Consider the following 24,615-nt stretch of genomic DNA (forward strand, 5'->3'; position numbering starts at 1 on the left):
TCTTTTATGAAAGGAGCTTTTTTAGTTTCCGCGTTTTTTACGGATTCATGTTTGCTAAACTTTTCTGGTATTGTTAATTGTTTATGTTACACTTGAAGGGATGAATTTATAGGAGTGTGGACATGTTACGGTTAGGTATAGATATTGACGGCACAGTTACGGCACAGGATACATTTGTCCCTTATTTAAACCGCTCATTTCATCTTTCCATTACCTTGGATGATATGACTGATTATGATCTGACGAAGCTTTTGAACATTACAGACGAGGAATTTTGGGAATGGATGAACGTTCATGAAGCAGCCATATATAAAGAAGCGAAGCTCGCGGAATTTGCCAAGCAGGCACTGGACGGACTGAAAGAAGAGCACCGTCTGATCTACATTACGGCAAGACGCGGCCACTTAGAAGATGTTACGCTGGACTGGTTTGCAAACCGGGACATTCATTACGATCACATTGAGCTTGTCGGAGGCCATCACAAAGTGGAAGCCGTCAAAAAACACGGCATTGATTTATTTTTCGAAGATCACCACGGCAATGCGACAATGATCGCAAAAGAAGCAGGCATTCCGGTTATCCTTTTTAACTCCCCATATAATCAGCTCCCCATCGATTCCAATATTATCAGGGTGCAGAATTGGCTTGAAGCCGTCGCCTGGATTAATAAAAACAAACATAGCTTTCAGCATGTCAAAAGCTGAAAAAACCTCCTGTATAAGCAGGAGGTTTTTTATCGGCACGCCGGACAGGTGCCGTAAATTTCAAACTTATGGCCGCTGATTTCATACCCTTCCAAATCATCGTGCAGCTTATCCATCGGGCAGGACTCAATTTCCTTCGTTTTCCCGCAGGTTAAACAGATAAAATGGTGATGATGATGGGTATAAGAGCATGTAAAACGGAACAGTTTTTCTCCGGAAAGCTCCGTCGTTTCCAAAATGCCGAGTTCTTCATATAACGAAAGATTTCTGTATATGGTATCAAAGCTCAGACCCGGATAGTCGTCATTTAATGCGGCAAGCACGTTTTTGGCGGTCAGATATTTATCAGAATCAGCAAAAAGCTGCAGCATGTCTTCTCGCTTACTCGTATATTTATACCCTTTTTCTTTCAGCAGGTTCAACGCTTCTTGTACGTTCATGAGGACCTCCCCTTTACAACACGGTATCGCTCCAAAAAGAAAATGGCAGCTGTCTGAACAGCAGGCCATTTTCTTATGATGTATCAAATTATACCTATAAAATGATGAAAAGTAAATGAAAGCCTAGTGAATCGCGGTTTTGAACTTACCGCCCCTCGTTTCATGGGTATTCATGATCGTAATAAAGGCGTTTTTATCAATTTCAAACACAATGGATTTCAATTTAGTCACTTCAAGCCTTGTCACGACCGCGTAAATGACTTCTTTGGTTTCATCCGTATATCCGCCTTTCCCCTGAAGCTTGGTGGTTCCCCGTCCAAGCCGGTGCAATATAGCATCTGAGATCTCAGCATATTGCTCTGCAACAATAATGACCGCTTTTGTTTCATCAAGCCCCTGGATGACGGCGTCAATCGTTTTCATGGCAATATAATAAGTCATGAAAGAATACATTGCCTGCTCCGGACCGAACACAAAACCGGCCCAAATGAAAATAAACACATTAATGAGCATAACGAATTCCCCGACTGAAAAGGGCAGCTTTTTCGTGAGAAGGATACCGAGGATTTCAGTACCGTCCATCGAGCCTCCGTTTCGGATGACAAGGCCTACCCCGAAACCGAGCAAAAGCCCCCCGAATACCGTCGCCAAAATAGGCTGGGTCGTAATGGCCTCCACATGGTGCAATGAGGATTCAATCAGCGCTAAACCGACGATTCCGATAACAGTAGAGATGAGAAATGTTTTTCCGATATATTTATATCCGAAAATCATAAATGGAATGTTGAGTAACACAACGAATAAGGCAAAATTGAGGAGGGGATTGGACATAAAGAGGTGGTCTAAAATTAATGAAACACCGATAATGCCTCCGTCGATAAAATTATTAGGGACCAGAAACAATTCAATACTTACGGCGGCTGAACCCGCCCCGATCAGAATCATAATGACCCTGAAGATAAAGTGTAAAAATGATTCTCTTTTATGCTGTTTATTTGGGGTCATAAAATCTCCTTTCCTATAATAACTATTTTAAACAGTAAGCAACTTTATTTTACCATTAAAAGCTGTAACATTTTAATGATCTGCTCAATACATTATGTCTAAAGAGGTGAAAGTATCGATGATTTTAATACAAAGAATTATTTTGCAGCGGCTCAATCAAGTCACTGCGGACGATCTGCTGAAATATTCCAAGCAATACGGGATCAGCATTACAAGAAGTCAAGCGGCTGAGGTAGCGGCTCTGATGCACGGAAAAAACATCAATATTTTTGATGAACAGGAGCGGCTGCGCCTGCTGAAAAAAGTGGAAACGATAACCTCAAAAGAAACGGCGCGGAAAGTTGACGAACTTTTCAATCAATTTTCAGGGTAAGAAAGGAGGGACACCCGCCCCTCCTTTCTTTCTTATTGAGCTGATATTTTTTCAAGAAGCTCCTTATCAAACTGCTTTTCTTTCAGCATTTCGATTTCAAAACGGTACGGCGGCTTCTTATTTTTCTTGTCTTCGCCTACATACGGCGTTTCGAGGATTTTCGGAATATCGGCAAGCTGCTCGTGATGAACGATGTACTGCAGAGCGTCAAAACCGATCTCTCCGAACCCGATATTTTCATGGCGGTCTTTCCGGGCGCCTTTGATATTTTTACTGTCATTCACATGAAGGACTTTTATCCGATCGATGCCGACGATTTTATCAAACTCGTTAAGAACACCGTCAAAATCATTAGCGACATCATACCCGGCGTCATGGGTGTGGCAAGTGTCAAAGCAGACGGATAGATGTTCATTATGCGTGACTCCCGCAATGATCTCGGCCAGCTCTTCAAAGCTTCTCCCGCATTCTGATCCTTTGCCCGCCATTGTTTCCAGCGCAATCTGCACGTTTTGCCCGGGAACAATCACTTCGTTTAAACCTTCAATAATTTTTTTGATGCCCGTCTCAGCCCCGGCTCCGACATGCGCCCCCGGATGAAGCACGATCTGTTTCGCGCCGATCGCTGCCGTTCTTTCAATTTCAGAACGCAGAAAATCAACGCCCAGCTCAAACGTTGCCGGATTTGTCGTATTTCCGATGTTAATGATGTACGGCGCATGCACGACAATCTCGTCGATGCCGTTTTCCTTCATATGGGCGCGGCCCGCTTCGATATTCAAGTCTTCAATTTTTTTGCGGCGCGTGTTTTGGGGAGCGCCCGTATAGATCATAAATGTATTCGCCCCGTACGAAACGGCTTCCTTGCTTGCGGCAAGGAGCATATGTTTTCCGCTCATTGAGACGTGTGAACCTATTTTCAGCAACCCGATTCCCCTACTTTCCTTTGTTAGATTTGTTTCTTCTCTGCTTTCTTTTTATCTTTTCCATTTCGTAGCCCATTTTCTTTTTATAGCCCGGCTTCACTTTTTTCGGTTTTTTCACGAGGCGCTTCGCCATTTGGTCGGCCTCATTCTCGGATTTTTTGCGTTTTTTGCGGCGGTGGCGGTCATCGCCTTTCTTCCATTCGCCGTTTACAAGCTCCGCATAGTCAAACACAATGCCCATCTTTTCGAGTCTTACGAGCGCATCTTCGTCAGAAAGCTCATAAATGGTCAGTGCCTGGCCTGATGAACCCGCGCGTGCGGTTCTCCCGACGCGGTGAACATAAAAATCCAGATCGTCCGGAAGCTCATAGTTGATGACGTGGCTTACGCCTTTAATGTCAATTCCTCTTGCCGCAAGGTCTGTCGCAATGACATAAGTGAATTCCAGATCATTAATCTGCTTCATTACCTTCTTACGCTCACGCGGCGTTAATCCCCCGTGCAGAAGACCGATCCTCATGCCCTTTTCAGTCAGGTATTTCGCAATATGGTCAGCCGTGTTCTTCGTATTTGCAAACACAATGCCCAGATAAGGATTCAGATGAGACATCATATCAAAAAGCAGTTTGTCTTTATCACGCTGTTTAGAAGGAACCAACACATGTTCAATCTTTTCGGCTGTGATTCTTTTCGGCTCAACATGCGCGTACTTCGGATTTTCCATATACTTTTTCAAAAACGGCTTCAGCTTTTCCGGAATCGTAGCTGAGAACACAAGCATCTGAAGTTCTTCCGGCATACGCGATCCGATGTAATCAACGTCTTCTAAAAAGCCCATGTCAAGCATCAGATCAGCTTCGTCAATGACGAGAGACTGCGCTTTATAGACGTTCAATGCCTGCGCCTTAATCAGATCCGCGATCCGGCCCGGCGTTCCGACGACGAGATGAGGCTGTGTTTTCAGCTTATCAATTGATTTTTGCTTGTCCGTCCCGCCGATGAAGCATTTTGTCCGGATCGGCTCATCTTCCGCACCCTGTGTGATTTTGAGCGCTTCCTGATGAATCTGATTGGCAAGCTCTCTCGTCGGCGCCGTGATAACAGCCTGTACCGTATCAGAACCCGGATCAATCCGATTCAAAATTGGCAATAAATAGGCGTGGGTTTTCCCCGTCCCCGTCTGGGACTGCCCGATCACGCTTTCGTTTTTCAGTACGGCAGGTATCAGACGCTTTTGAATATCTGTCGGTTCATAAAAACCAAGGCGGTGAACTGCATCTATAATAAACGGTTTTAAGTTGTATCCATCAAATTTAGTTTCTTTCATTTTTCCCAGCTCCTTAAAGCGGCACATTCTGTGTCCATCATCACATTATAACCGATTTTACTTAAAAACACCATGTCTTGGGGGAATCCTGTTTTCGAGACAGAAAAGCAAATGCCCCCTCCGATGCATATTGTAATAGCAGAGAGACAGAAAGGAGGTACAAGTATGTTTCCACAGCAGCCGATGAGAAATATGGCGCAGCAGGGCCGGCCGTTTATGAATCCGCGTATGATGATGGGAGGAAGACCGTCATTGCCGGGACGGCAGCTGATGCAGCAGGGACGGCAGCTTTTCCCTCAGCAGCAGATTGCCGGAGCGGGCCTGAGAAACGCAGGCACGGGCGGCGGAGGGGGCTTAAAAGGGATGCTTTCCCGTTTTTTACCCGGTTCAGGAGGAGGAAGCGCTGCCGCGTCGGCACCGGCGGCGGCCAGCGGAGGAGCAGGTGCAGGACTGCAGGGAATACAGAACCTGGCAAGTCCGGCATCCCTGTCGAGCATGCTCGGCAACGTTCAGAAGGTGCTCGGCGTGGCGCAGCAGGTTACGCCGATGATCCAGCAGTACGGTCCTTTAGTACGGAGTCTGCCCGCCATGATGAAGCTTTACAGCCAATTAAGCAGCAGTGATGACGAGAATGAATCTGACGAGACGAAAGAAACAGACGAACAGGACAAAAAGGATGAAGCTGAAAAAACAGATGAAACAGAAGATGAAAACAAATCAGACGCCTCATCCAAAACATCAAAGAAGACGTCTGAAAAAGCATCCGCTTCAAAAGAAAAAGACGCCGCACAGGCGGACTCAGCGGAACAGCCGCGTCCAAAAAGAACATCGGGCAGATCAAAGCCGAAATTATATATTTAACATTCTTTGATATCTCACGAAAGATTAGCTATAATGAGATCAGAAGAATGCAAGATTTGAGCCGTTTAACTACGGCTTTTTATATTGCCTCTACACTCACTTTTGATAGGAGGACATCTACATTGGACGTTATCAAAATATCGCCGCGCGGCTACTGTTACGGCGTTGTTGATGCCATGGTCATAGCCAAAAACGCGTCACTCGATAAAACACTGCCAAGACCTATATATATACTGGGAATGATTGTTCATAATAAGCATGTCACAGATGCGTTTGAAGAAGACGGCATTTACACGCTTGACGGCACAAACCGTCTGGAGATTTTAAAGCAGGTGGAAAAAGGAACCGTTATTTTCACGGCTCACGGGGTATCTCCGGAAGTAAGAAAAGCCGCTGAGGAAAAAGGGCTTGTTACGATTGACGCCACATGCCCGGACGTCACGAAAACACATGACTTAATCCGAAAAGTAAAAGCTGAAGGTTATCACGTCATATACATCGGTAAAAAAGGCCACCCCGAGCCTGAAGGAGCCGTCGGCGTCGCTCCTGAAATCGTTCATCTCGTTGAAACAGAGGAAGACGTGAGAAATCTCGATATTCAGGCTGAGAAATTAATCGTTACAAACCAAACGACAATGTCCCAGTGGGACGTCCACGATATTATGGAATCAGTCAAAGAAAAGTACCCGTACGTGGAATACCATCAGGAAATCTGCCTGGCCACACAGGTTCGTCAAGAAGCTGTATCAGAGCAGGCAAAAAAAGCGGACTTAACCATTGTTGTCGGTGATCCGAAAAGCAATAACTCCAACAGACTGGCGCAAGTGTCAGAAGAAATCGCCGGAACAAAAGCCTACCGAATCGGAGACATCAGTGAACTGAAGCTCGAATGGCTGAAAGACGTCAATACCGTCGCCGTTACCGCAGGCGCATCAACACCGACACCGATTACAAAGGAAGTCATCCGCTTTTTAGAGCAGTTTGACCACAACGATGAATCGACATGGCAGCTTGAACACAGTGTGCCGCTTAAAAAAATCCTTCCGAAAGTAAAAATAAAAAACTGAGGCCCGGGGCCTCAGTTTTTTTATAAGAAGGTAAATGGGTTTGTATCTGTTTCGGAAGCGAAAATGCGCACATCATAGTTTTTCTCCCCGGCCATTGCCGTAAGCTTCTCAGCCGTGCCTTTTCTCATGATCTTTTCAGCATAATGCCCCGGGTCCACGACGTTTAATCCGATCATCATCGCATCATGCGCTACATGGAAATAAAGATCGCCCGTCACGTAAACATCTGCACCCTTCCGCTTTGCCTGATAAATATATTTATTTCCGTCACCGCCAAGAACCGCGACTTTTTTCACCTTGCTGTTTCGCTCTCCGACCATCCGGACTCCGTTAACGTCAAACTTTTCTTTCACAAACAGCGCAAACTCTTCAAGCGTCATGTCTTGCTGAAGTTTTCCGATGCGGCCGAGCCCTTTTTCAAGCGGAGACTGCTCCACCGGATAAATATCATATGCCACCTCTTCATACGGATGGCTTTTTTTCAGCGCTTTTACGACGGTTTTCTCCATACTTGCCGGAAAAACGGTCTCAAGTCTCACTTCATGGACGAGTTCCAGCTCTCCCGTCTGTCCGATAAACGGTTCTGCCCCGTCCAGCGGCTTAAAGCTGCCGATTCCCTCAGAGGAGAACGCGCAATGGCTGTAATTGCCGATATGTCCCGCTCCGGCGTTGCCAAGTGCGGTTCTTACAGCTTCTTCATAGTCTTTCGGAACATAGACGGCAAGCTTTTTCATCGGGTCCGAATATGTCGGGACGAGCACTTCTGTGTCTGTCAGGCCGAGAGCTTCGGCAAGCAGATCATTCACACCGCCGTCCGCCACATCAAGATTCGTATGAGCCGCATATACGGCAATATCATGCTTTATACATTTCTCAATCAGTCTTCCGCCAGGCTGATCAGTGGTGATCTGTTTAAGCGGCCGAAAAATCGGCGGATGGTGGGCGATAATTAAGTCAACTTTTTTCTCAATGGCTTCATCTACCGTTTGTTCCAGAACATCCAGTGTCACCATGACATTTTTCACCGGCTTATTCAATGTACCGATCTGCAGGCCGATTTTATCTCCTTCCACCGCAAAAGCCTTCGGTGAAAATTGTTCAAACAGCTGGATGATTTCCTGTCCGTTTACATGTTTAGGCATGTCCGATTACCTCCTTCAGCAGAGAAATCCGCTCTTTCAATTCAGCTAATTTTTCATGACTTTCATGCTTTGCGCTGCGGCTGATCTGTTCATAAATTTGTTCAGTATGCTTAAGTTCCTGGCTCCATTTCCGAAGAAACACATCATTCCTCTCTTTTAATAAAAACGGACCCGCAAGCATTCCGGCAGCCATCGGCACGTCCCGATACGGCGCATCACGGTCGCCAGTTTCCGCAACGAGGATTTCATAATACTTTCCGTCTTCTTCGAGAATCACTTCATCAATCAGTTCATAGCCTTCCCGATACAGCCACTCTCTTATATGAACGGCATGAATATTCGGCTGCAGAATCAGCCGTTCACGCCCCGTCAATTTCGTTTTTCCGGACTCCAAAATATGAGCGATCAGCGCTCCGCCCATGCCCGCGATTGTAATGGCGCCGGCTTCTCCTTTTTCAAGGACGCTCAGCCCGTCACCTTTCCTTACGGAGATAAGAGTGCTTAAGTCCAGTTTTTCCACCTGCTGTTTGGCGGATAGAAACGGTCCGTCTGTAATTTCACCGGAGATTGCCCGGCTTGCCAAACGATTCAAAACGGCATAGCAAGGAAGATACGCGTGGTCCGACCCGATATCAGCAACCAGGGCACCCGGAGGGATATATTCCGCCACAGACTGCAATCTTTTAGATAACTTCATTTCATTCACAATATCACAACTTTTCTCAGGTTCTTTTTCCTTTACTATCATATAAAAAAACCGCCCGGAATCCAAGCGGCGGATAGAGTTTTTCATATGTCTTTTATATAGGGACCGGTAAAGCTTTATTTAATGTCAGAAACCCATTTTGCCATGTCATCCAGCTTTTCGGCCGGCACAAGGCCTGCGGGCATCCCGTTGCCGCCTTTTTCAATTTTTGTTTTAATCTCAGCGACATCTTTTCTTTTGCCGACGCCTTTTAAGTTCGGCCCTGATACACCTTCATAGTTTTCCCCGTGACAGGTGATGCAGTTCGCTTTATAAATCTCTTCAGGTGAAGCGTTTGCAGTTTCCTTCTCGGCATTTTTACTTTCACCGCCGCTTGCGATCTGATGCGCATCTCCATTGCCTTTTACAGCTAAAAAGAAAGTCAGCCCTATTCCCAGCACTGCAATGAGCAAAAAAGGAATCAGCGGATTCCACTTCATATCTCCATCCCCCTTTTTCATTCTCCCCCTATGTAAACACTTCTAATTCTAACTTATTTTTACAAAAAGTAAATGGTCTTGTTCAGCAATTTCTTTGATTTCACAATTTATACAAAAAGCAAAAATAACTGTTTTGTTTATCACAAAATTATCTTTATTCTATTGTATAATGAATTGTATACGCTTACAATAAAGAATATAAATAAACTTATCTCATTTTCCCCCTTTCAGGACATGCCGCATTTTTTCCAAACTCATTTGCAAAACATATGCTTATCCAGTAAAATAAAGGTATATTATCCATATATCTTATACATAAAAAAGAACGGATCAAAAAGACCCGTTCCATTCTATTCGAGAAAATCCTTCAGACGTTTGCTTCTGCTCGGATGTCTCAATTTGCGAAGCGCTTTTGCTTCAATTTGGCGAATACGCTCTCTCGTTACTCCAAACACTTTGCCTACTTCTTCCAAAGTTCTTGTGCGTCCGTCATCCAGACCGAAACGGAGACGCAGCACGTTTTCTTCACGATCTGTCAACGTATCCAGCACATCTTCCAGCTGTTCTTTTAAAAGCTCATATGCCGCATGATCCGACGGAGATGTCGCTTCCTGGTCTTCGATGAAATCACCGAGATGTGAGTCGTCTTCTTCACCGATCGGCGTTTCTAAAGAAACAGGCTCTTGAGCAATTTTTAATATTTCACGGACTTTTTCAGGTGTAAGATCCATGTCTTCAGCAATCTCTTCCGGTGTCGGCTCTCTGCCAAGATCCTGAAGAAGCTGACGCTGCACCCGGATTAATTTGTTGATGGTTTCCACCATGTGAACCGGGATACGGATTGTTCTCGCCTGGTCAGCGATGGCGCGTGTAATCGCCTGTCTGATCCACCAAGTCGCATACGTACTGAATTTATATCCTTTACGGTAGTCAAACTTCTCGACGGCTTTCATGAGACCCATGTTTCCTTCTTGGATCAAGTCTAAGAAAAGCATGCCGCGGCCGACATACCGTTTAGCAATGCTGACAACTAAACGAAGGTTTGCTTCAGCCAGTCTGCGTTTAGATTCCTCGTCACCCTCTTCAATTTTTTGAGCGTAGGTGATTTCTTCTTTAGCAGAAAGAAGATTTACCCGTCCGATTTCCTTAAGGTACATGCGGACTGGATCATTGATCTTTACGCCAGGCGGTACGCTGAGGTCATTAAGGTCAAATTCTTCTTCGGCTTTGGCAAGCTGTTGAATATTAGGATCTTCCGTTTCTTCATTTTCACTAATTAATTCAACACCTTGTTCTCCTAAAAATTCATAATACTCATCCATTTGGTCTGATTCAATTTCAAAGCTGGACATGCGTTCAGCAATTTCTTCATATGTTAAAACGCCACGTTTTTTTCCAGTTTCAGTAAGCTGCTCTTTTACCTGGTCTAATGTAAGTTCTGTTTCTGTTTCGTGGGTTTGTTTATCAGCCATTATGGATCCCTCCTTCCAAAGCTTGCAACGAATTCTAAAAGCGGTATGTTTCTTATCCGACCCGGAAGCCTTCTCTCTTTTTCAGCATGCAGGGCTGCGGATAATAAATGACAATTCATGATGAGGTTAAGCGATCTATTTGCTCCTCCGCAAGGAATCATTGCCAATCAGAACGCAAGCCTCTTTGTGGTGTTACTTTAATGATCGGTTCAATGCAACAATTTCTTGAGCCAGAGACGCAGCTTTCACGAAGTCTTTCTGCCTCTCCGCATCCGCTCTTTCTGCTTCTTTTTCCTTTATCATTGACCATTTTCGGTGATCCAACACTTTTTTTACGTAATCGGATAACTCGGCCTCTGAGAGCTCCTCGTTTACTTGGAGCATCCCTATATCTGAAAGCAGCTGGCTGATTTCCTCATCCTGCATTCTCGCCATAAGATGCTGCGGCGTCATGTCAGCGCCCTCTTCATAAACAGCGTACAGGTATGCTGCCAGCGCACGATGTCCGTCAATGTTAAATTCAAAGCCGACACGCTCAATCACTTTCTTTATGACGTTTCGGTCTCTCAGCATATGAGCGAGCAGAAGTCTTTCCGCGTTCTCATAGGCGGGACGGAGACGGCGCCGTTTTGCTTTTGTCGTCACCCGGGCCCGTCTTGTCTGCGGTTCGGCGTTTTTGTCGCCGGGGGCGTTTTGTCTGGCGTAGATGGAAAGCTGTTCCGTCAAAGATTCTACCGAAAGAGAAAATTCTGAGGCGAGCTGCTTCACATACATTTCCTGCTCAAGCGACCCGGAAAGAGCGCTGATTTCTTTCAGCACTTCTTTCATGTAAGCGAGCCGGTCTCCTTCGTCAGATAAGTTTTTCCCTTTGCGGAAATATTGCATTTTAAAAGCCATGACCGTAACGCTTGCATCAATGATATCGGTCCGGAATTTTTCTCCGCCCCGGGTTCTGATATAATCATCAGGATCAAGCCCGTCAGGCAGCATGCTTACTCTTACCTTACAATCGGCTTTCTGAAGCAGGCCGGCCGCTTTCAGCGTAGCTTCGTACCCGGCTTTATCCGAATCGTAGCAGAGAATGACCTCCTGAACATTTCTCCTGAGGATTTTCACATGTTCTTCGGTGAGCGACGTCCCCATTGTGGCGATACTTTCTTTTACGCCTGAGCTGACGGCGGATATGACGTCAGCGAAGCCTTCAAACAGAACGGCTCTCTCCTCTTTCCTGATCGGCAGGCGCGCCTTATGAAAGTTATACAGCAGCTTAGATTTATGAAACAGCGGCGTTTCCGGGCTGTTCATATATTTCGGCTGCTGGCTTCCGAGCGCCCTTCCTGAAAAAGCCGCCACGGCTCCGTGGTGATCATGAATGGGAAACATAATTCTGTTTCTGAAACGGTCAAAATACCCGCTGCCGTCTTCCCTTCTGATCAGCAGACCCGCTTTTTCCATCAGTTCTTCCTCAAAACCGCGCTTTTTCAAGAATTTCGTCATGAAATCCCAGGAATCCAGCGCGTAGCCGATTTCAAACTCATCTATGAGCTCTTTCGTAAAACCCCTTGATAAAAGGTAATCTAACGCTTCCTGGCCTTCCTTTGTATTTATTAGCAAATGATGGTAAAATTTCTTCAGAAGCTCGTGGGCTTCCGCCATCTTCTGCTCTCCGGAAGATTCAGGCCTGGATGCAGAGTGAATCGTTATATCATCAGGGAAATCAATCTGATATTTATCCGCAAGGTGAGAAACAGCCTCCGTAAATGAATAGCCTTCCATCTGCCGTAAGAAAGAGAAAACGTTCCCGCCCGCACCGCATCCGAAGCAATGAAAGATCTGCTTATCGCTGGAGACGGAAAACGAGGGCGTGTTTTCCCCGTGAAACGGACAGAGCCCAAAGTAGTTGCGGCCTTGCTTTTTCAATTGGACATAATCACCTATGACTTCAACAATGTCTGCTGACTGCTGCACCTGATTAACTACTTCATCTGGTATGCGGTTTCCCATCTTATAACACTCCGTCGTACATTATTCGATGTTTTGATTTGAAATCCCTTCATCATTCGACAGGATTTTTTTAAGCAGGGTAACAAATCGATTCCGATCTTCTTTATTTAATTTTTTAGGTCCTTTGGAATGAATGCCGCTTCTTCTCATTTTGCCTGACATATGACGGCTCATCAGAGCGAAGTCAATCGTGTCTTCAGTATAAGAACGGCCCCTTTCCGATAAGACGGCAATATTTCTGTTCAGCAAAAGAGAGGCTAAACCGATATCCTGCGTGACTACGACGTCTCCCGATCTCACATGGTTTGCGATATATAAGTCTGCCGCTTCTTTATGAGGATCAACGTATACCCAGTTCTCGTCTTTGCTTCTGGAAAGCTGGTAGTGTTCAAATGATGCGACGAAAATAACCCGAACGCTGTATTGCGATGCAATGAGCATTATTTCCTCTTTTACGGGGCATGCGTCTGCATCGACAAAAATCGTCTTTTCTTTTTCATTTAGAAGACTAATTCTCCATCCCTCCATCAATCTCCTGCATAAAAACAAGCGAAATCGCATATGCTCCATGACTGCGGATCTATTTTGAGCTTTGTCGAAAAATTTCCGGGAGTTATTCTTGACATCTTACCCATAATAGTTTATTCGTATCACACGAAGCTTAAACCTAAAAATAAACATTTTATCACAATTTTTTATTATAATACAAACTTCGCGAAGATGCCATCCTTTTTGTTTATTCCCTATTTGCATACCCAAAAACCCAGGATAAAGCGTCCTGAGTTATCGGCCCTTTGTTTTGAGATGATGAATGATGTTCGCTGTTTCCTCGACCGCTTTATTCGAAACGTCAACGACCTGGCAGCCGATCCGGTCCACGATTTTCTCAAAATACTCCAGCTCTTCTTTAATTCTGTTGATATTGGCGTAAATGGCTTTGTCATTTAAGCCGAGAGATTTTAACCGTTCTTTTCGTATATGGTTCAGTTTATCAGGGCTGATTTTTAAGCCGATGCATTTTTTCGGATCAACGCTGAACAGTTCTTCCGGCGGATCGACCTCAGGAACGATCGGCACATTGGCCACTTTCAGACGCTTATGGGCAAGATATTGTGATAATGGGGTTTTAGACGTTCTGGATACTCCGAGCAGGATGATATCGGCTTTTAAAATGCCTCTTGGATCTCTGCCATCGTCATATTTGACGGCAAACTCGATCGCCTCGACCTTTTTGAAATAATCTTCATCAAGCTGGCGGACGCGGCCCGGTTCATATTTAGCGGTCAGACCGTAAGCCGATTCCATTTTATCGATGAGCGGACCGATAATATCGTAATACAGCACATTCGCTTTTTCCGCTTGTTCAACCAGGTATTTGCGCATTTCAGGAACAACGAGCGTAAAACAAATAATGCCGCCGTCCGCTTTGGCGAGAGACACGACTTCATTAATGGTGCCGATATCTTCCACATAAGGTATTCTTCTGATATGCGTATCATCTGCTGAGCCGTTAAACTGGCTGAGCGAGGCTTTTACAACGAGTTCGGCGGTTTCTCCGACTGAGTCTGATACTACATAAATGATGCGATTGTCCATGTTATCCCCCCGTTAGTTTTCAAGCTTATATGATTTCATTTTCTGATAAACTGACAAGTATCTTAGTCATATTCGTTTTGGTAAACCGGCCGATGACCTCAAAGCCTTTATCCGTATCTTTAATAACGGGCAGGGCATCGATCTGTTTTTCAATTAAATACTTGGCGATGTCCATCACATAATCGTCACGCCGGCAGACGGCGATATTCGGCATTCTTGTCATGATAATATGAACCGGTATTGAGGCAAGTTCCTGCTGGCCGATGCTCGCCCGCAGCAAATCTTTGCGTGACAGCACACCGACTAAGACAGCATCACGATCTACGACAAATAACGTGCCGACATCTTCTAAAAACATTGTGCAGATGGCATCGTATACCGAGACATTCTCATTGATGACAACAGGGATCGATTGAAAATCTTTCACTTGCAGCTTTTTCAGTTTATCCGCAAGCAGCTGATTTCCCGTTTTCCCCGTATAAAAATAACCGACCCGCGGACGGGCCTCTAAGAAGCCTGACATGGTGAGTATGGCCAAGTCCGGCCGCAGCGTGGCCCTCGTTAAATTGAGCTGTTCTGCGATATGCTCTCCGGTAATCGGGCCGTTTTCCTTTACAATCTGTAAAATTTGTTCTTGCCGTTTATTTAATTCGATCGTACTCACCACCTTTATGGAAGGGTTTCTTTATCTATGTTTTCATTCTGTGATGTTTATGTAAAAGGGGAAAAGACGATTGCCGATCACACAGCAACCGTCTTTTTCTTTATTTTACAATAAGATGATTCATATTAGCAAAAGACTTGATCACATCTGCAAGAGCGGTCATTTGCGCTAAACGGTTGGTTTTTAATGCTTCATCGTCCGCATTTACCATCGTGTGATTAAAGTAGTCTTCAATCGGCTCCTTTAATCCGCTGAGCACGGCAAGCGCCTGTTCATAGTTTTTGGAGGCAAAGCTTTCCGCGACACTGTCTTTTGTTTTTTGATAAGCGTCATACAGCTTTTTCTCCTGTTCATTTTCAAACAGATCCGGCTTGACATCGCGGCTCTCGCCTTTTTTGCTGATGGAGATGACCCGGCCGAGTGATTCAGCCGTTTCTTTAAAGCCGGGTGTGCCGAGGTGCTTCTCAAGCACTCTTGCCTTATGAACGGCTGCATACGGCTCAAGCTCTGTGCTGTCCAGAACGGCTTCAATAACGTCATGACGGATGTCTTCAGCGTTTAAGACGTATTTCAGACGCTGTGTAAAGAAATCGAGGAGCTCATTTTCTTTTTCCGTTTCTGTCAATGACAGCAGCTCTTTAAACGAAATGCCCCAATTGCGGTCGATCAGAATGGAAACGATGCCGCTTGCCTGACGGCGCAATCCGTACGGATCCTGAGAACCTGTCGGAATTACGTCAATGCTGAAGAAGGAAGCAATCGTGTCCAGTTTATCAGCTAACGCCACGACCGCGCCGGTAAAGGTTGAAGGCACTTCTCCCCCGGCCGCTCTCGGCATATAGTGCTCATTGACAGCGGCAGCGACGGCATCATCTTCACCGAGCATGCGCGCATATTTTTCTCCCATTACGCCCTGAAGCTCAGGGAACTCATAGATCATATGTGTAACCAGGTCAAATTTAGAAATCTCTGCGGCGCGCTTCACAAGGTTTTGCGTCTGTTCATCCGCTTTCAGGCGGACGGCAAGTTTGCCCGCAATGGCGGCCGCTCTTCTTACTTTATCTCCAAGGGAGCCGAGCTCTTCATGGAAAACGATATTTTCCAGTTTCTTCACGTTTTCATCAATGTTCAGCTTTTGGTCTTCTTTGTAGAAGAACGCAGCATCTGAAAGCCTTGCTCTCAGCACTTTCTCGTTTCCGCGGGCAACATTTTCAATTGCATGGCTGTTCCCGTTTCTTACCGTAATAAAATGAGGCAGCAGATTCCCGTTTTCATCTTTTACCGGGAAGTAGCGCTGATGCTCTTTCATTGTTGTTACAAGTACTTCTTCAGGGATAGAAAGAAACTCGGATTCAAAAGATCCGTAAAGCGCCGTCGGGTATTCCACCAGATGGTTGACTTCGTTCAGCAGGTCCTCATCGATCGGAATGTTCCATTTCTTCTCGGCCGCAAGCGCGTCCAGCTGGCTTTGGATCATTTGTTTGCGTTCTTTCGGGTCAGCAATGACGCTTTGTTCTTTCAGCAGCTTTTCGTATGATGACGGTGCATCAACAGATACTTCTTGGCCGAGAAAGCGGTGTCCCTGCGTGTTCCGGCCCGTCTCGACATTTGTGATTTCAAACGGAATGACGTCTTTCCCAAAGAGAGCGATAATCCATTTGATCGGACGGATATAGCGCAGATCCTGCGTGCCCCAGCGCATGTTTTTCGGAAAATGCATTCCGGCAATCAAATTTTCCAGCTGCGGTAAAAGTGTCTTCGTCTCTTGTCCCGCCTGGAATTTTTGAACGAAGACATATTCCGTGCCGTTTACATCTTTTATATACAGATCATCCACTCCGGCGCCTTGGCCTTTTGAAAATCCGATAGCGGCTTTTGTCCAGTTTCCGTCAGCATCCAGAGCGATTTTTTTCGCAGGGCCTTTTGCTTCTTCCTGAATATCAGCCTGTTTTTCTGCTACGTCTTTTATATATACTGCCAGACGTCTCGGCGTATTAAAAAGTTTCACTTCGCCATGGGCGATATTTTTTTCAGCCAGCCAGCCGGTCAGCTTTTCACCGAGCTGCACCATGCTGTCATGTAAAAACCGCGCCGGCATTTCCTCGAGTCCGATCTCTAAAAGCAAGTCTTGTTTACTCATGGGAAGAGCCCTCCTCTTTAAGCATTGGGAACCCTAATTTTTCCCGTTCTTCATAATACGTTTTTGCCACTTTTCTCGCTAAGTTGCGGACACGGCCGATATAACCCGTCCGCTCCGTCACCGAGATCGCGCCTTTTGCATCGAGCAGATTAAATGTGTGAGAGCATTTCAGCACATAATCATAGGCCGGATGCACGAGCCCGTTATCCATTTGTCTGATCGCTTCTTTTTCATAGGTGCTGAACAAATGGAAAAGCATATCCACGTCAGATGTTTCAAAAGTATAAACGGAATGCTCATATTCAGCCATCATAAATAAATCTTTCACAGTAAATCCTGACGTCCATTCAAGATCAAAGACGTTTTCTTTATCCTGAATATATGACGCGAGACGTTCAATGCCATACGTGATCTCAACGGATACCGGTTTACATTCAATTCCGCCCACCTGCTGGAAGTAAGTAAACTGAGTAATTTCCATCCCGTCAAGCCATACTTCCCAGCCGAGACCTGCACAGCCTAAAGACGGGTTTTCCCAGTTGTCTTCTACGAAACGGATATCATGTTCAAGCGGGTCAATGCCGAGCGCACGCAATGAATCAAGGTAAAGCTCTTGAATGTTATCAGGCGACGGCTTGATAATGACTTGGAATTGGTGATGCTGATAGAGCCTGTTCGGGTTTTCACCGTACCGTCCGTCCGCAGGCCGCCTGGACGGCTCAACGTAAGCCACTCTCCACGGTTCCGGCCCGATGCTTCGTAAAAATGTATACGGGCTCATTGTGCCTGCGCCTTTCTCCACATCGTACGACTGCATGAGCACACAGCCTTCATTCGACCAGTGCTTCTGCAAGGTTAAAATCATATCTTGAATGTTCATTTCAAGCACCTCCACTTTCTCCATTCTTTTACAAGTGCGGCGGCAACCAAAAAACTCCCGTCTCTATGCTTGCCGGCCGCAAACATAGGGACGAGAGTTCTCCCGCGGTTCCACCCTAGTTGCTGAGGATGTGAATCACTCAGCCTCTTTTTAAAGGGTTGCTCGAGAATGCCTTTCGTTGCGCGCTCATCCTTAGCTTACACTGCCCTAAGGTCGCTTGTATGAGTTGGACGCAAGTACTTCTTTCTGTCACTGCAACATATTTTATAATAAATGATCATATAAAAAGATGGGCAGAATGTCAACTTTTGTTTTCATCCAAAAGGTTCTTCATGCTTTCCATCTGATCTAAAAACCGTTTTGACTTTAAATAAAGTCCTGAATATTCTTCGTAATACAGATCAATGACCCGTTTAATTTCATTTTTGGTTTCCTGTTTTAACGAGACGCTGCCGAGCCTTCCGATATCAAAGTAATAAAAAAGCCTTAGCAGCCTTGCCGTTTGCGGCGAAATCGGAACTCTGTACGGATCCTTTTCAAAGCAGCGGTGGCAGATAAACCCGTTATCTCTTATCGAAAAATGAAACGTCCCTTCCCCGCTTTTGCAGTGGACACAATGATTCAGCTCCGGATACAGCCCCATGACGCCGAGCATTTTCATCTGCACGATGAAGGTGATCACGTCCGGGTCAGTCCCGTCATTCAGCCTCTTAAAGGATTCGAGAATCAATTCGAATAAATAGGGGTTCGGTTTCTTCTCTTCCGTTCCTTTGTCAGTGAGTTCAGCGATAAAAGCGGCATACGCCGTCAAAAATAAATCTTCTCTGATCGTTCTCATGCTGAGAATCATTTCACCCTGCTGGAGCGTGCCGAGTCCTGATGTTCTTTGCATTAAAAATGACCCGTACAAAAACGGCTGGCTGACTGCTGACAGCCGGCTGGCTGACTTCCTGGCGCCCCTTGCCATGACGCCGATTTTGCCGTGTTCCCTCGTCAGCAATGTCACGATTTTATTCGTCTCCCCGTAGTCATTCGTACGGAGCACGATTCCTTCACATTTAGTCAGCATTTCCGCACCTTCCAACAATGGGAGGGGCCAAGAGGTTTACAAAATTGGAAAATCAATTCGGGCTAGCTCATCTTCCGGTTCTTCGGGTCTTTCCAGGTTCTCTTTTTCCAGTTCTTTAAAAAGAAGGTACGTATCAACACTTCCTGTTTGAGAAAATACGTTCCAGGTAAAATTCAACACAAAAAACCCACCTTTCATCATTAAACTAGCTTGCAAATCCAAATTCTTACCCTTATCTTGACCTGATGTCCTCCTTTTCATGTTAAACAAATTTTGCTAACGAATCCCTGCTTCTGTGAGGTAATCTCACACCTCAGGCATGCGCCTTAGATGAATTAATATTCATCCTCTTTGAAGCCGAAATCACGCAGCTGAGACATTTTATTCCGCCAGTCCTTCTGCACCTTCACCCATAATTCCAGGTAAACGCGTGAGCCCAAAAGAGCTTCAATATCAGCCCGCGCTCTTTTGCCGACTTCTTTCAGAAGCGCTCCTTTTTTGCCGATGACGATGCCTTTTTGAGAATCCCGCTCGACCACAATGGTGGCAGCGACATGGACGGAGCCGTTTTCCTGCCCTTTAATGGACTCGATAGCGACAGCGATGCTGTGCGGCACTTCTTCCCTTGTCAGATGGAGCACCTTTTCTCTGATCAGTTCAGAAATAATGAACCGCTCAGGATGGTCAGTCACCTGATCGCTCGGATAGAACTGAGGCCCTTCCGGTAAATACGCTTCAATCTGCGCGAGAAGGGTTTCGACGTTGTTCCCTTCCAAAGCTGAGATCGGCACGATTTCCTTAAACGGATAGCGCGTACGGTACTCATCAATTAAAAGAAGCAGCTGGTCAGGGTGGATCTTATCAATTTTGTTTACGATCAGAAAAACCGGTGTAGACGTCTGTCCGAGCTTTTCAATGATAAACTCGTCGCCTTTTCCGTACCCTTCTTCGGCGTTAATCATAAATAACACCAAGTCAACTTCTTTCAGCGTATTCTGCGCCACTTTCATCATAAAGTCGCCAAGCTTGTGCTTTGGTTTGTGAATGCCCGGTGTATCAATAAAAATGGTCTGCGACGTGCCGGTTGTCAGCACCCCTTGGACTTTATTTCTTGTCGTCTGGGGTTTGTCGCTCATGATGGCGATCTTTTGACCGATGACCCTGTTTAAAAAGGTAGACTTTCCTACATTCGGCCTTCCGATGATAGATACAAATCCTGATTTAAAGCTTTCGTTCGTCATGTAAATCCTCCGATGAAAATGCGCCCGGCAATAATTCTTCCGCAGTCATTTCTTTTATTTGTCCTTGTAAGTTGGTCAGAATAACAAGCATATCCTTTGAGCACAGCTCGGAAATTACTTGTCTGCAGGCTCCGCACGGCGAAACCGGTCCCGGAGTATCCGCAGCCACGGCGAGCATCGCAAATTCCGTATCCCCCTCGGAAACAGCTTTGAATATCGCCGTGCGTTCAGCACAGTTGCACATGCTGTATGCTGCATTTTCGATGTTGCAGCCTCTGTACACTTTTCCGTCTTTGGTAAGAAGAGCGGCTCCCACTCTGAAATTTGAATACGGCACATACGCTGTGTCCCGCGCTTTTAATGCTTCTGCAATCAATTCTTGTCTGTTCATGTGTACTTAATTCCTCTCTTACCTTTATCCTGTATGATACCGCTGTCACTTTTATTTTACATAATTATGATTGGTTTTTCACGCCCATTTTTGGCAATGTAAAATAATTGTAAGAATCTTCTGCTAACATATCTTCGGCAAGAAGATGAGTAAACCAATGATACACGATATCACGGCAAAGACGCAAACGGCTCCGGCGGCCGCGTCCTTTGCCGCTTTTGCGAGCGGGTGATACTGATCGGTAACTAAATCCACAACATGCTCTATCGCCGTATTTAAAAGCTCCAAAGCAAGCATCCCTCCGATCAGCACCAAAACAACGGCCCATTCGGCTGTGCTCAGCCCGGTGAGAAAACCGCAAACGATAACGGCGCAGGCCGCGGTAATATGAAATTGAAAATTCCGCTCTGACCGCGCCGTTTTCCAGATTCCCCTCCATGCATGGACAAAGCTCTTCAGGAACCTGCTCCACTCGTTTTTATGATCTCGTGAGTCCATACTCATCCAGCAAATCCTTTTGCTTTGAAAACATTTCTTCCTCTTCTTCTTTTGTCATGTGATCATAGCCAAGCAAATGCAAAAAGCCGTGCACGGCCAGAAAACCGAGCTCTCTCATAAACGAATGGCCGTACTCTTCCGCCTGCTCTTTCGTTCTGTCAGCGCTGATGATAATATCTCCTAAAACAGGCGGCATGTCGGCGCCTACGATTTCAACCTCGTCTTCGCCTTCTTCTTCAAGCGCAAACGAAATGACGTCAGTCGGAGTGTCTTTTCCCCGGTAGTCTCTGTTGATTTCTCTGATTTCCTCATTTGTCACAATCGTGACCGATACTTCAGCCTGGTCCTGAACGCCTTCTTTTTCCGCCGCGAATTGGAGCAGCTTCTCCACTTCTTGGAGCGCATCAGCTGAGACGCTGTTCGTTTCATCAACAATATCTATGAGTAAACTCATTTATTTCACCTTCTTCGTAGCCTCCGGATATTCAATCCGGGAGTGGAAAATTCCTTTTAAAGTCGCACATAGTGTTTTTGCGATCGTATCCAGTTCTCGGAACGTGAGATCACATTCTGAGAATTGTCCGTCCTGAAGCTTATCGGATATAATTCCCCGCACCAGTTTTTCGATCCGCTCGGGATTGGGATTATGCATGGAACGGACGGCGGCTTCAACGCTGTCGGCCACTGAGATAATAGCCGCTTCTTTCGATTGCGGCTTCGGCCCCGGGTAGCGGAACTCTTTCTCTGTAATCTGGTCGCCCTTTTCTTTCGCTTTATAATAAAAGAATTTTAAAAGGGACGTTCCGTGATGCTGCTCCGCGATATCCACAAGCTCTTTCGGAAACTTATAGCTTCTGAGCATATTCGCACCGTCTGTCGTATGTGCGATAATGATATTTTTGCTGAGCTGCGGAGACAGCTTGTCATGCGGATTATCCATATTCATCTGATTTTCAATAAAATATTGCGGACGTTTCGTTTTTCCGAGATCGTGATAATACGCTCCGACCCGTGCTAAAAGACCGTTTGCCCCTACGGCTTCACAAGCCGCTTCCGACAGATTTGCCACCATGACGCTGTGATGATATGTACCGGGTGTTTCCGTTAAAATCTTTCGAAGCAGGGGATGATTCGGATTAGACAGTTCAATCAGCCTCATTGTTGAAAGAATGCCGAATCCCGTCTCAAAAAACGGCATCAGACCGATAATCAAAACGGATGAAGCAAGTCCCGAGACGACCCCCATCAGCATAAGCGTTCCGATTTCAACCGGTGACAGCGCCGTATTTTGTATTAATAAAAGCGACAGCACGATAATCATATTAATAAATGAGACGAACAGTCCCGTCTGCAATATTTTTGATCTCGCATTATGTTTTCCCAAAAACAAAATGCCTGAAATGCTGCTGATTAAATAGTAAATGCCGATGACGTAATTAAATGTTCCCGTCACACCCTGATTAAACATCATACTGCCGCAGATCGCCAGAATGATGCTTCCTAAAATGGCGAGCCTTTCATTGAGCAGCAGCCTGATTAAAATCGCGCCGGCGGCGATCGGCACAAGATAGCCGATATTGGTGTATTCAATCTTCTGAAAGAGACTGACGACTTCCATAATGACGAGAATAAGCGTTGTAATGATAGAAAACAGCAAAAGAGATTTATTTTTCAGCTTAAGCTCCTGCTGCTGTTTCTCAAAATAGTAGACAAGCGTGGCAATAAACAGGCCGATCATCAGAAGGAGACCGCTGATCGGTTTTAACAGGTTGGAATTATTCAAAAGACCCGTCAGTTCAAGCTTCCTGTATACTTCCCGGTCAATCAGGTCATTCTCTTCCACGAGAACCTGTCCCTGTTTGATCTGTACCGGCTGGACGCTGTCTGACGCTTCCTGGCGTTTTTCATCGGTCGCTTTCGGATCAAAAACGTAATTCGGGATGACCGCGTATTTTCCGATTTCAGTCGCAGCCGCTAAATATTTTGACGGCACAGAAGCGCTTTTCAGCTCTTTTGCGACCTTATCCTTCGCTTCGGCAAGCTTTTCAGAAGGAATTTCACTGCTCATCACCGTATTCACCGCAGTAATGACGGAATCCCTCACAAATGAGAAATCTTCATTGTTTGCATGGAGAAGCGATTTAATGGCATCTTCCGAGACGGATTCATTGACATCCTGTGTCAGCTTGTTTTTCACCGATTTGACCAGTGATTTTTCCGAAGGTGACTTTTTGTCTTTTTCCGCATCTTTTTTCACTTCGCCGATGCTGTCAAAAATGGAAGTGATCAGGTCAAGCCGATTGTCGGTATAGCCTTTTTTCAGGGTGTATTGATCTTCCACCGCATCTTCGGCCGCCTGTTTTTTCGATTCCGTCGCCTGCTGATCTTCAACTGTGGCGGGCGCGTAAATCGTCTTATCACTGACTGCAAACAAATCCAAATTAAGTGATTCAGGTTTTACATGAATAAAGAGCAAACCAAACATGATCGCTGAAAGCAGCAGGTACAGCAGCACATGGGCTGAGCGGGCATGTCTGAAACTGCGGAACCGTTCCCGGGCGCTTTTGCCCTTTCCCTTCTTTTTCAAAACAAGAACCTCCTCCCTGAAACATCAGGAACACATCATATAAAAATGACCCGATAACGGGAGATCGGGTCATTTTTGCATTACTTTTGCTTATCATAAGCTTCAATAATTTTTGCAACAAGCGGATGCCTGACCACATCTGTCTGGTCAAGTTCAATCACGGAGATGCCGTTTACGTCCTTCAGCATGTCCTTCGCCACTGCAAGTCCCGATGTGACGCCTTTCGGCAGGTCAATTTGGCTTACGTCGCCCGTAATGATCATTTTAGAGCCAAAACCCAATCTCGTCAAAAACATTTTCATTTGAGCGGGGGTGGTATTCTGGGCTTCATCAAGAATCACATACGCGTCGTCAAGCGTCCGCCCTCTCATATAGGCAAGCGGGGCGATTTCGATAACCCCTCTCTCCATAAGACGCTCCGTATGGTCGCTTCCGAGCACATCATGGAGCGCGTCATACAGCGGGCGCAGATAAGGATCTACTTTTTCCTTTAAATCTCCGGGCAGAAAACCGAGGCTCTCGCCGGCTTCCACAGCGGGTCTTGTTAAAATAATTTTTTTAATGTGGCCGTTTTTTAAAGCGTGCACCGCTTTTACGACCGCCAAATAAGTTTTGCCGGTTCCCGCCGGCCCGATGCCGAACACCATGTCGTTTTTCTTCATCGCCGCCACATATTCTCTTTGGCCGATGGTTTTGACACGGATCGGTTTGCCTTTTGCCGTTTTCGTTATTTCCTCTTCATACATGCTTTCAAAATAGTCCAGTTCATCTTTTTTTGCCATTTTCACGGCATACAGCACATCACGTTCCGAAATCTCGATCCCCTTGCGAATTAAAGTAAGGAGCGAGCCCAATAATCTGTCAGCGATCTCAAATGTTTCATCATTCCCGGAAACGTAAATGGTTTCACCGCGTGTGATGAGGCTAATGCCCAGATCCTTCTCCATTAAATGTAAAAAGGCATCTTGGCTGCCGAACAAAGAAAGTGCTTCGTCCGGGCTTTTCAGTTTGTGATTAATCGCAAGTAAATGTTCTGCCATTCT

The 24,615-nt window shown here is 45.7% G+C and carries 26 protein-coding genes; 4 read left to right on the forward strand and 22 right to left on the reverse strand.

Annotated elements, in window-relative coordinates; genetic code table 11:
• Positions 1–122 precede the first annotated feature (122 nt).
• Complete coding sequence (locus NYE68_RS13610; protein ID WP_007408297.1) at positions 123–704, forward strand: nucleotidase; 582 nt, start codon at positions 123–125, stop codon at positions 702–704.
• 29 nt (positions 705–733) lie between these two features.
• Here the strand turns inward: NYE68_RS13610 and NYE68_RS13615 are convergent, their stop codons facing one another.
• Entirely contained in the window at positions 734–1,144 is a 411-nt protein-coding gene (locus tag NYE68_RS13615; RefSeq protein WP_003153018.1) for a Fur family transcriptional regulator, read from the reverse strand.
• Positions 1,145–1,267: 123 nt separating this feature from the next.
• Complete coding sequence (locus NYE68_RS13620) at positions 1,268–2,149, reverse strand: YitT family protein (protein WP_007408296.1); 882 nt, start codon at positions 2,147–2,149, stop codon at positions 1,268–1,270.
• A 118-nt stretch (positions 2,150–2,267) separates the two neighbouring features.
• Between NYE68_RS13620 and NYE68_RS13625 the strand changes: the two genes are divergently transcribed.
• Positions 2,268–2,522, forward strand: a complete 255-nt coding sequence (locus tag NYE68_RS13625) for a DUF2624 domain-containing protein (protein ID WP_003153013.1) — start codon at positions 2,268–2,270, stop codon at positions 2,520–2,522.
• A gap of 32 nt (positions 2,523–2,554) precedes the next feature.
• On the opposite strand, the gene NYE68_RS13630 is transcribed toward NYE68_RS13625, so the two are convergent.
• Positions 2,555–3,448, reverse strand: a complete 894-nt coding sequence (locus tag NYE68_RS13630) for a deoxyribonuclease IV (RefSeq protein WP_014418398.1) — start codon at positions 3,446–3,448, stop codon at positions 2,555–2,557.
• A 10-nt stretch (positions 3,449–3,458) separates the two neighbouring features.
• Entirely contained in the window at positions 3,459–4,775 is a 1,317-nt protein-coding gene (locus NYE68_RS13635) for a DEAD/DEAH box helicase (protein WP_015417834.1), read from the reverse strand.
• A gap of 165 nt (positions 4,776–4,940) precedes the next feature.
• Between NYE68_RS13635 and vrrA the strand changes: the two genes are divergently transcribed.
• Together vrrA and NYE68_RS13645 are read left to right on the forward strand one after the other, a co-directional pair.
• Positions 4,941–5,636 carry a VrrA/YqfQ family protein gene (gene vrrA, locus NYE68_RS13640; protein WP_012118006.1) on the forward strand — a complete coding sequence of 232 codons (696 nt, stop codon included), beginning with the start codon at positions 4,941–4,943 and terminating at the stop codon, positions 5,634–5,636.
• 122 nt (positions 5,637–5,758) lie between these two features.
• Positions 5,759–6,703, forward strand: coding sequence for a 4-hydroxy-3-methylbut-2-enyl diphosphate reductase (locus NYE68_RS13645; protein WP_012118007.1), 945 nt, complete (start codon positions 5,759–5,761; stop codon positions 6,701–6,703).
• A 20-nt stretch (positions 6,704–6,723) separates the two neighbouring features.
• On the opposite strand, the gene NYE68_RS13650 is transcribed toward NYE68_RS13645, so the two are convergent.
• The 18 genes from NYE68_RS13650 to NYE68_RS13735 form a co-directional block, all read right to left on the reverse strand.
• A complete protein-coding gene (locus NYE68_RS13650; RefSeq protein WP_053573189.1) occupies positions 6,724–7,845 on the reverse strand; it encodes a Nif3-like dinuclear metal center hexameric protein in 1,122 nt (373 codons plus the stop codon).
• The gene (locus NYE68_RS13655) at positions 7,838–8,551 is read right to left on the reverse strand and encodes a tRNA (adenine(22)-N(1))-methyltransferase TrmK (protein WP_324636959.1); all 714 of its coding nucleotides are present in this window, start codon (positions 8,549–8,551) and stop codon (positions 7,838–7,840) included. Before NYE68_RS13655 ends, NYE68_RS13650 begins: the two co-directional genes overlap by 8 nt.
• 116 nt (positions 8,552–8,667) lie before the next feature.
• Entirely contained in the window at positions 8,668–9,030 is a 363-nt protein-coding gene (gene cccA / locus NYE68_RS13660; protein ID WP_003152999.1) for a cytochrome c550, read from the reverse strand.
• A 350-nt stretch (positions 9,031–9,380) separates the two neighbouring features.
• Positions 9,381–10,502: an RNA polymerase sigma factor RpoD gene (gene rpoD, locus NYE68_RS13665; protein WP_003152998.1), complete on the reverse strand. Its 1,122-nt coding sequence runs from the start codon at positions 10,500–10,502 to the stop codon at positions 9,381–9,383.
• Between the two features lie 192 nt (positions 10,503–10,694).
• Positions 10,695–12,506, reverse strand: coding sequence for a DNA primase (gene dnaG, locus NYE68_RS13670; RefSeq protein ID WP_007408290.1), 1,812 nt, complete (start codon positions 12,504–12,506; stop codon positions 10,695–10,697).
• Positions 12,507–12,527: 21 nt separating this feature from the next.
• Complete coding sequence (locus NYE68_RS13675) at positions 12,528–13,034, reverse strand: YaiI/YqxD family protein (RefSeq protein ID WP_007408289.1); 507 nt, start codon at positions 13,032–13,034, stop codon at positions 12,528–12,530.
• Positions 13,035–13,289: 255 nt separating this feature from the next.
• Positions 13,290–14,102 (reverse strand): pyruvate, water dikinase regulatory protein, encoded by an 813-nt coding sequence (locus tag NYE68_RS13680; protein WP_003152991.1) that lies wholly within the window; start codon positions 14,100–14,102, stop codon positions 13,290–13,292.
• Positions 14,103–14,127: 25 nt separating this feature from the next.
• Positions 14,128–14,766 (reverse strand): transcriptional regulator CcpN, encoded by a 639-nt coding sequence (gene ccpN, locus NYE68_RS13685; protein ID WP_003152989.1) that lies wholly within the window; start codon positions 14,764–14,766, stop codon positions 14,128–14,130.
• A 100-nt stretch (positions 14,767–14,866) separates the two neighbouring features.
• A complete protein-coding gene (glyS, locus tag NYE68_RS13690) occupies positions 14,867–16,906 on the reverse strand; it encodes a glycine--tRNA ligase subunit beta (protein WP_324636700.1) in 2,040 nt (679 codons plus the stop codon).
• Positions 16,899–17,786, reverse strand: coding sequence for a glycine--tRNA ligase subunit alpha (glyQ, locus tag NYE68_RS13695; protein ID WP_003152984.1), 888 nt, complete (start codon positions 17,784–17,786; stop codon positions 16,899–16,901). Before glyQ ends, glyS begins: the two co-directional genes overlap by 8 nt.
• 301 nt (positions 17,787–18,087) lie before the next feature.
• A complete protein-coding gene (gene recO, locus NYE68_RS13700) occupies positions 18,088–18,855 on the reverse strand; it encodes a DNA repair protein RecO (RefSeq protein ID WP_007408287.1) in 768 nt (255 codons plus the stop codon).
• 36 nt (positions 18,856–18,891) lie between these two features.
• Positions 18,892–19,035 carry a YqzL family protein gene (locus NYE68_RS13705; RefSeq protein ID WP_007408286.1) on the reverse strand — a complete coding sequence of 48 codons (144 nt, stop codon included), beginning with the start codon at positions 19,033–19,035 and terminating at the stop codon, positions 18,892–18,894.
• A gap of 155 nt (positions 19,036–19,190) precedes the next feature.
• Entirely contained in the window at positions 19,191–20,096 is a 906-nt protein-coding gene (gene era / locus NYE68_RS13710) for a GTPase Era (protein WP_007408285.1), read from the reverse strand.
• Positions 20,077–20,487 carry a cytidine deaminase gene (locus tag NYE68_RS13715; RefSeq protein ID WP_003152976.1) on the reverse strand — a complete coding sequence of 137 codons (411 nt, stop codon included), beginning with the start codon at positions 20,485–20,487 and terminating at the stop codon, positions 20,077–20,079. Before NYE68_RS13715 ends, era begins: the two co-directional genes overlap by 20 nt.
• 123 nt (positions 20,488–20,610) lie before the next feature.
• Complete coding sequence (locus NYE68_RS13720) at positions 20,611–20,985, reverse strand: diacylglycerol kinase family protein (RefSeq protein ID WP_003152974.1); 375 nt, start codon at positions 20,983–20,985, stop codon at positions 20,611–20,613.
• The gene (gene ybeY, locus NYE68_RS13725; RefSeq protein WP_012118016.1) at positions 20,966–21,439 is read right to left on the reverse strand and encodes an rRNA maturation RNase YbeY; all 474 of its coding nucleotides are present in this window, start codon (positions 21,437–21,439) and stop codon (positions 20,966–20,968) included. The genes NYE68_RS13720 and ybeY overlap by 20 nt, the downstream gene beginning before the upstream one ends.
• Positions 21,440–23,572: an HD family phosphohydrolase gene (locus NYE68_RS13730; protein WP_007408284.1), complete on the reverse strand. Its 2,133-nt coding sequence runs from the start codon at positions 23,570–23,572 to the stop codon at positions 21,440–21,442.
• Between the two features lie 80 nt (positions 23,573–23,652).
• On the reverse strand, positions 23,653–24,612 hold the full coding sequence (locus NYE68_RS13735; protein ID WP_007408283.1) for a PhoH family protein: 960 nt from the start codon (positions 24,610–24,612) through the stop codon (positions 23,653–23,655).
• Positions 24,613–24,615: the final 3 nt, after the last annotated feature.

The organism is Bacillus sp. FSL R5-0447, from assembly GCF_038606125.1.
GTDB classification, from domain to species: Bacteria; Bacillota; Bacilli; order Bacillales; family Bacillaceae; genus Bacillus; species Bacillus velezensis.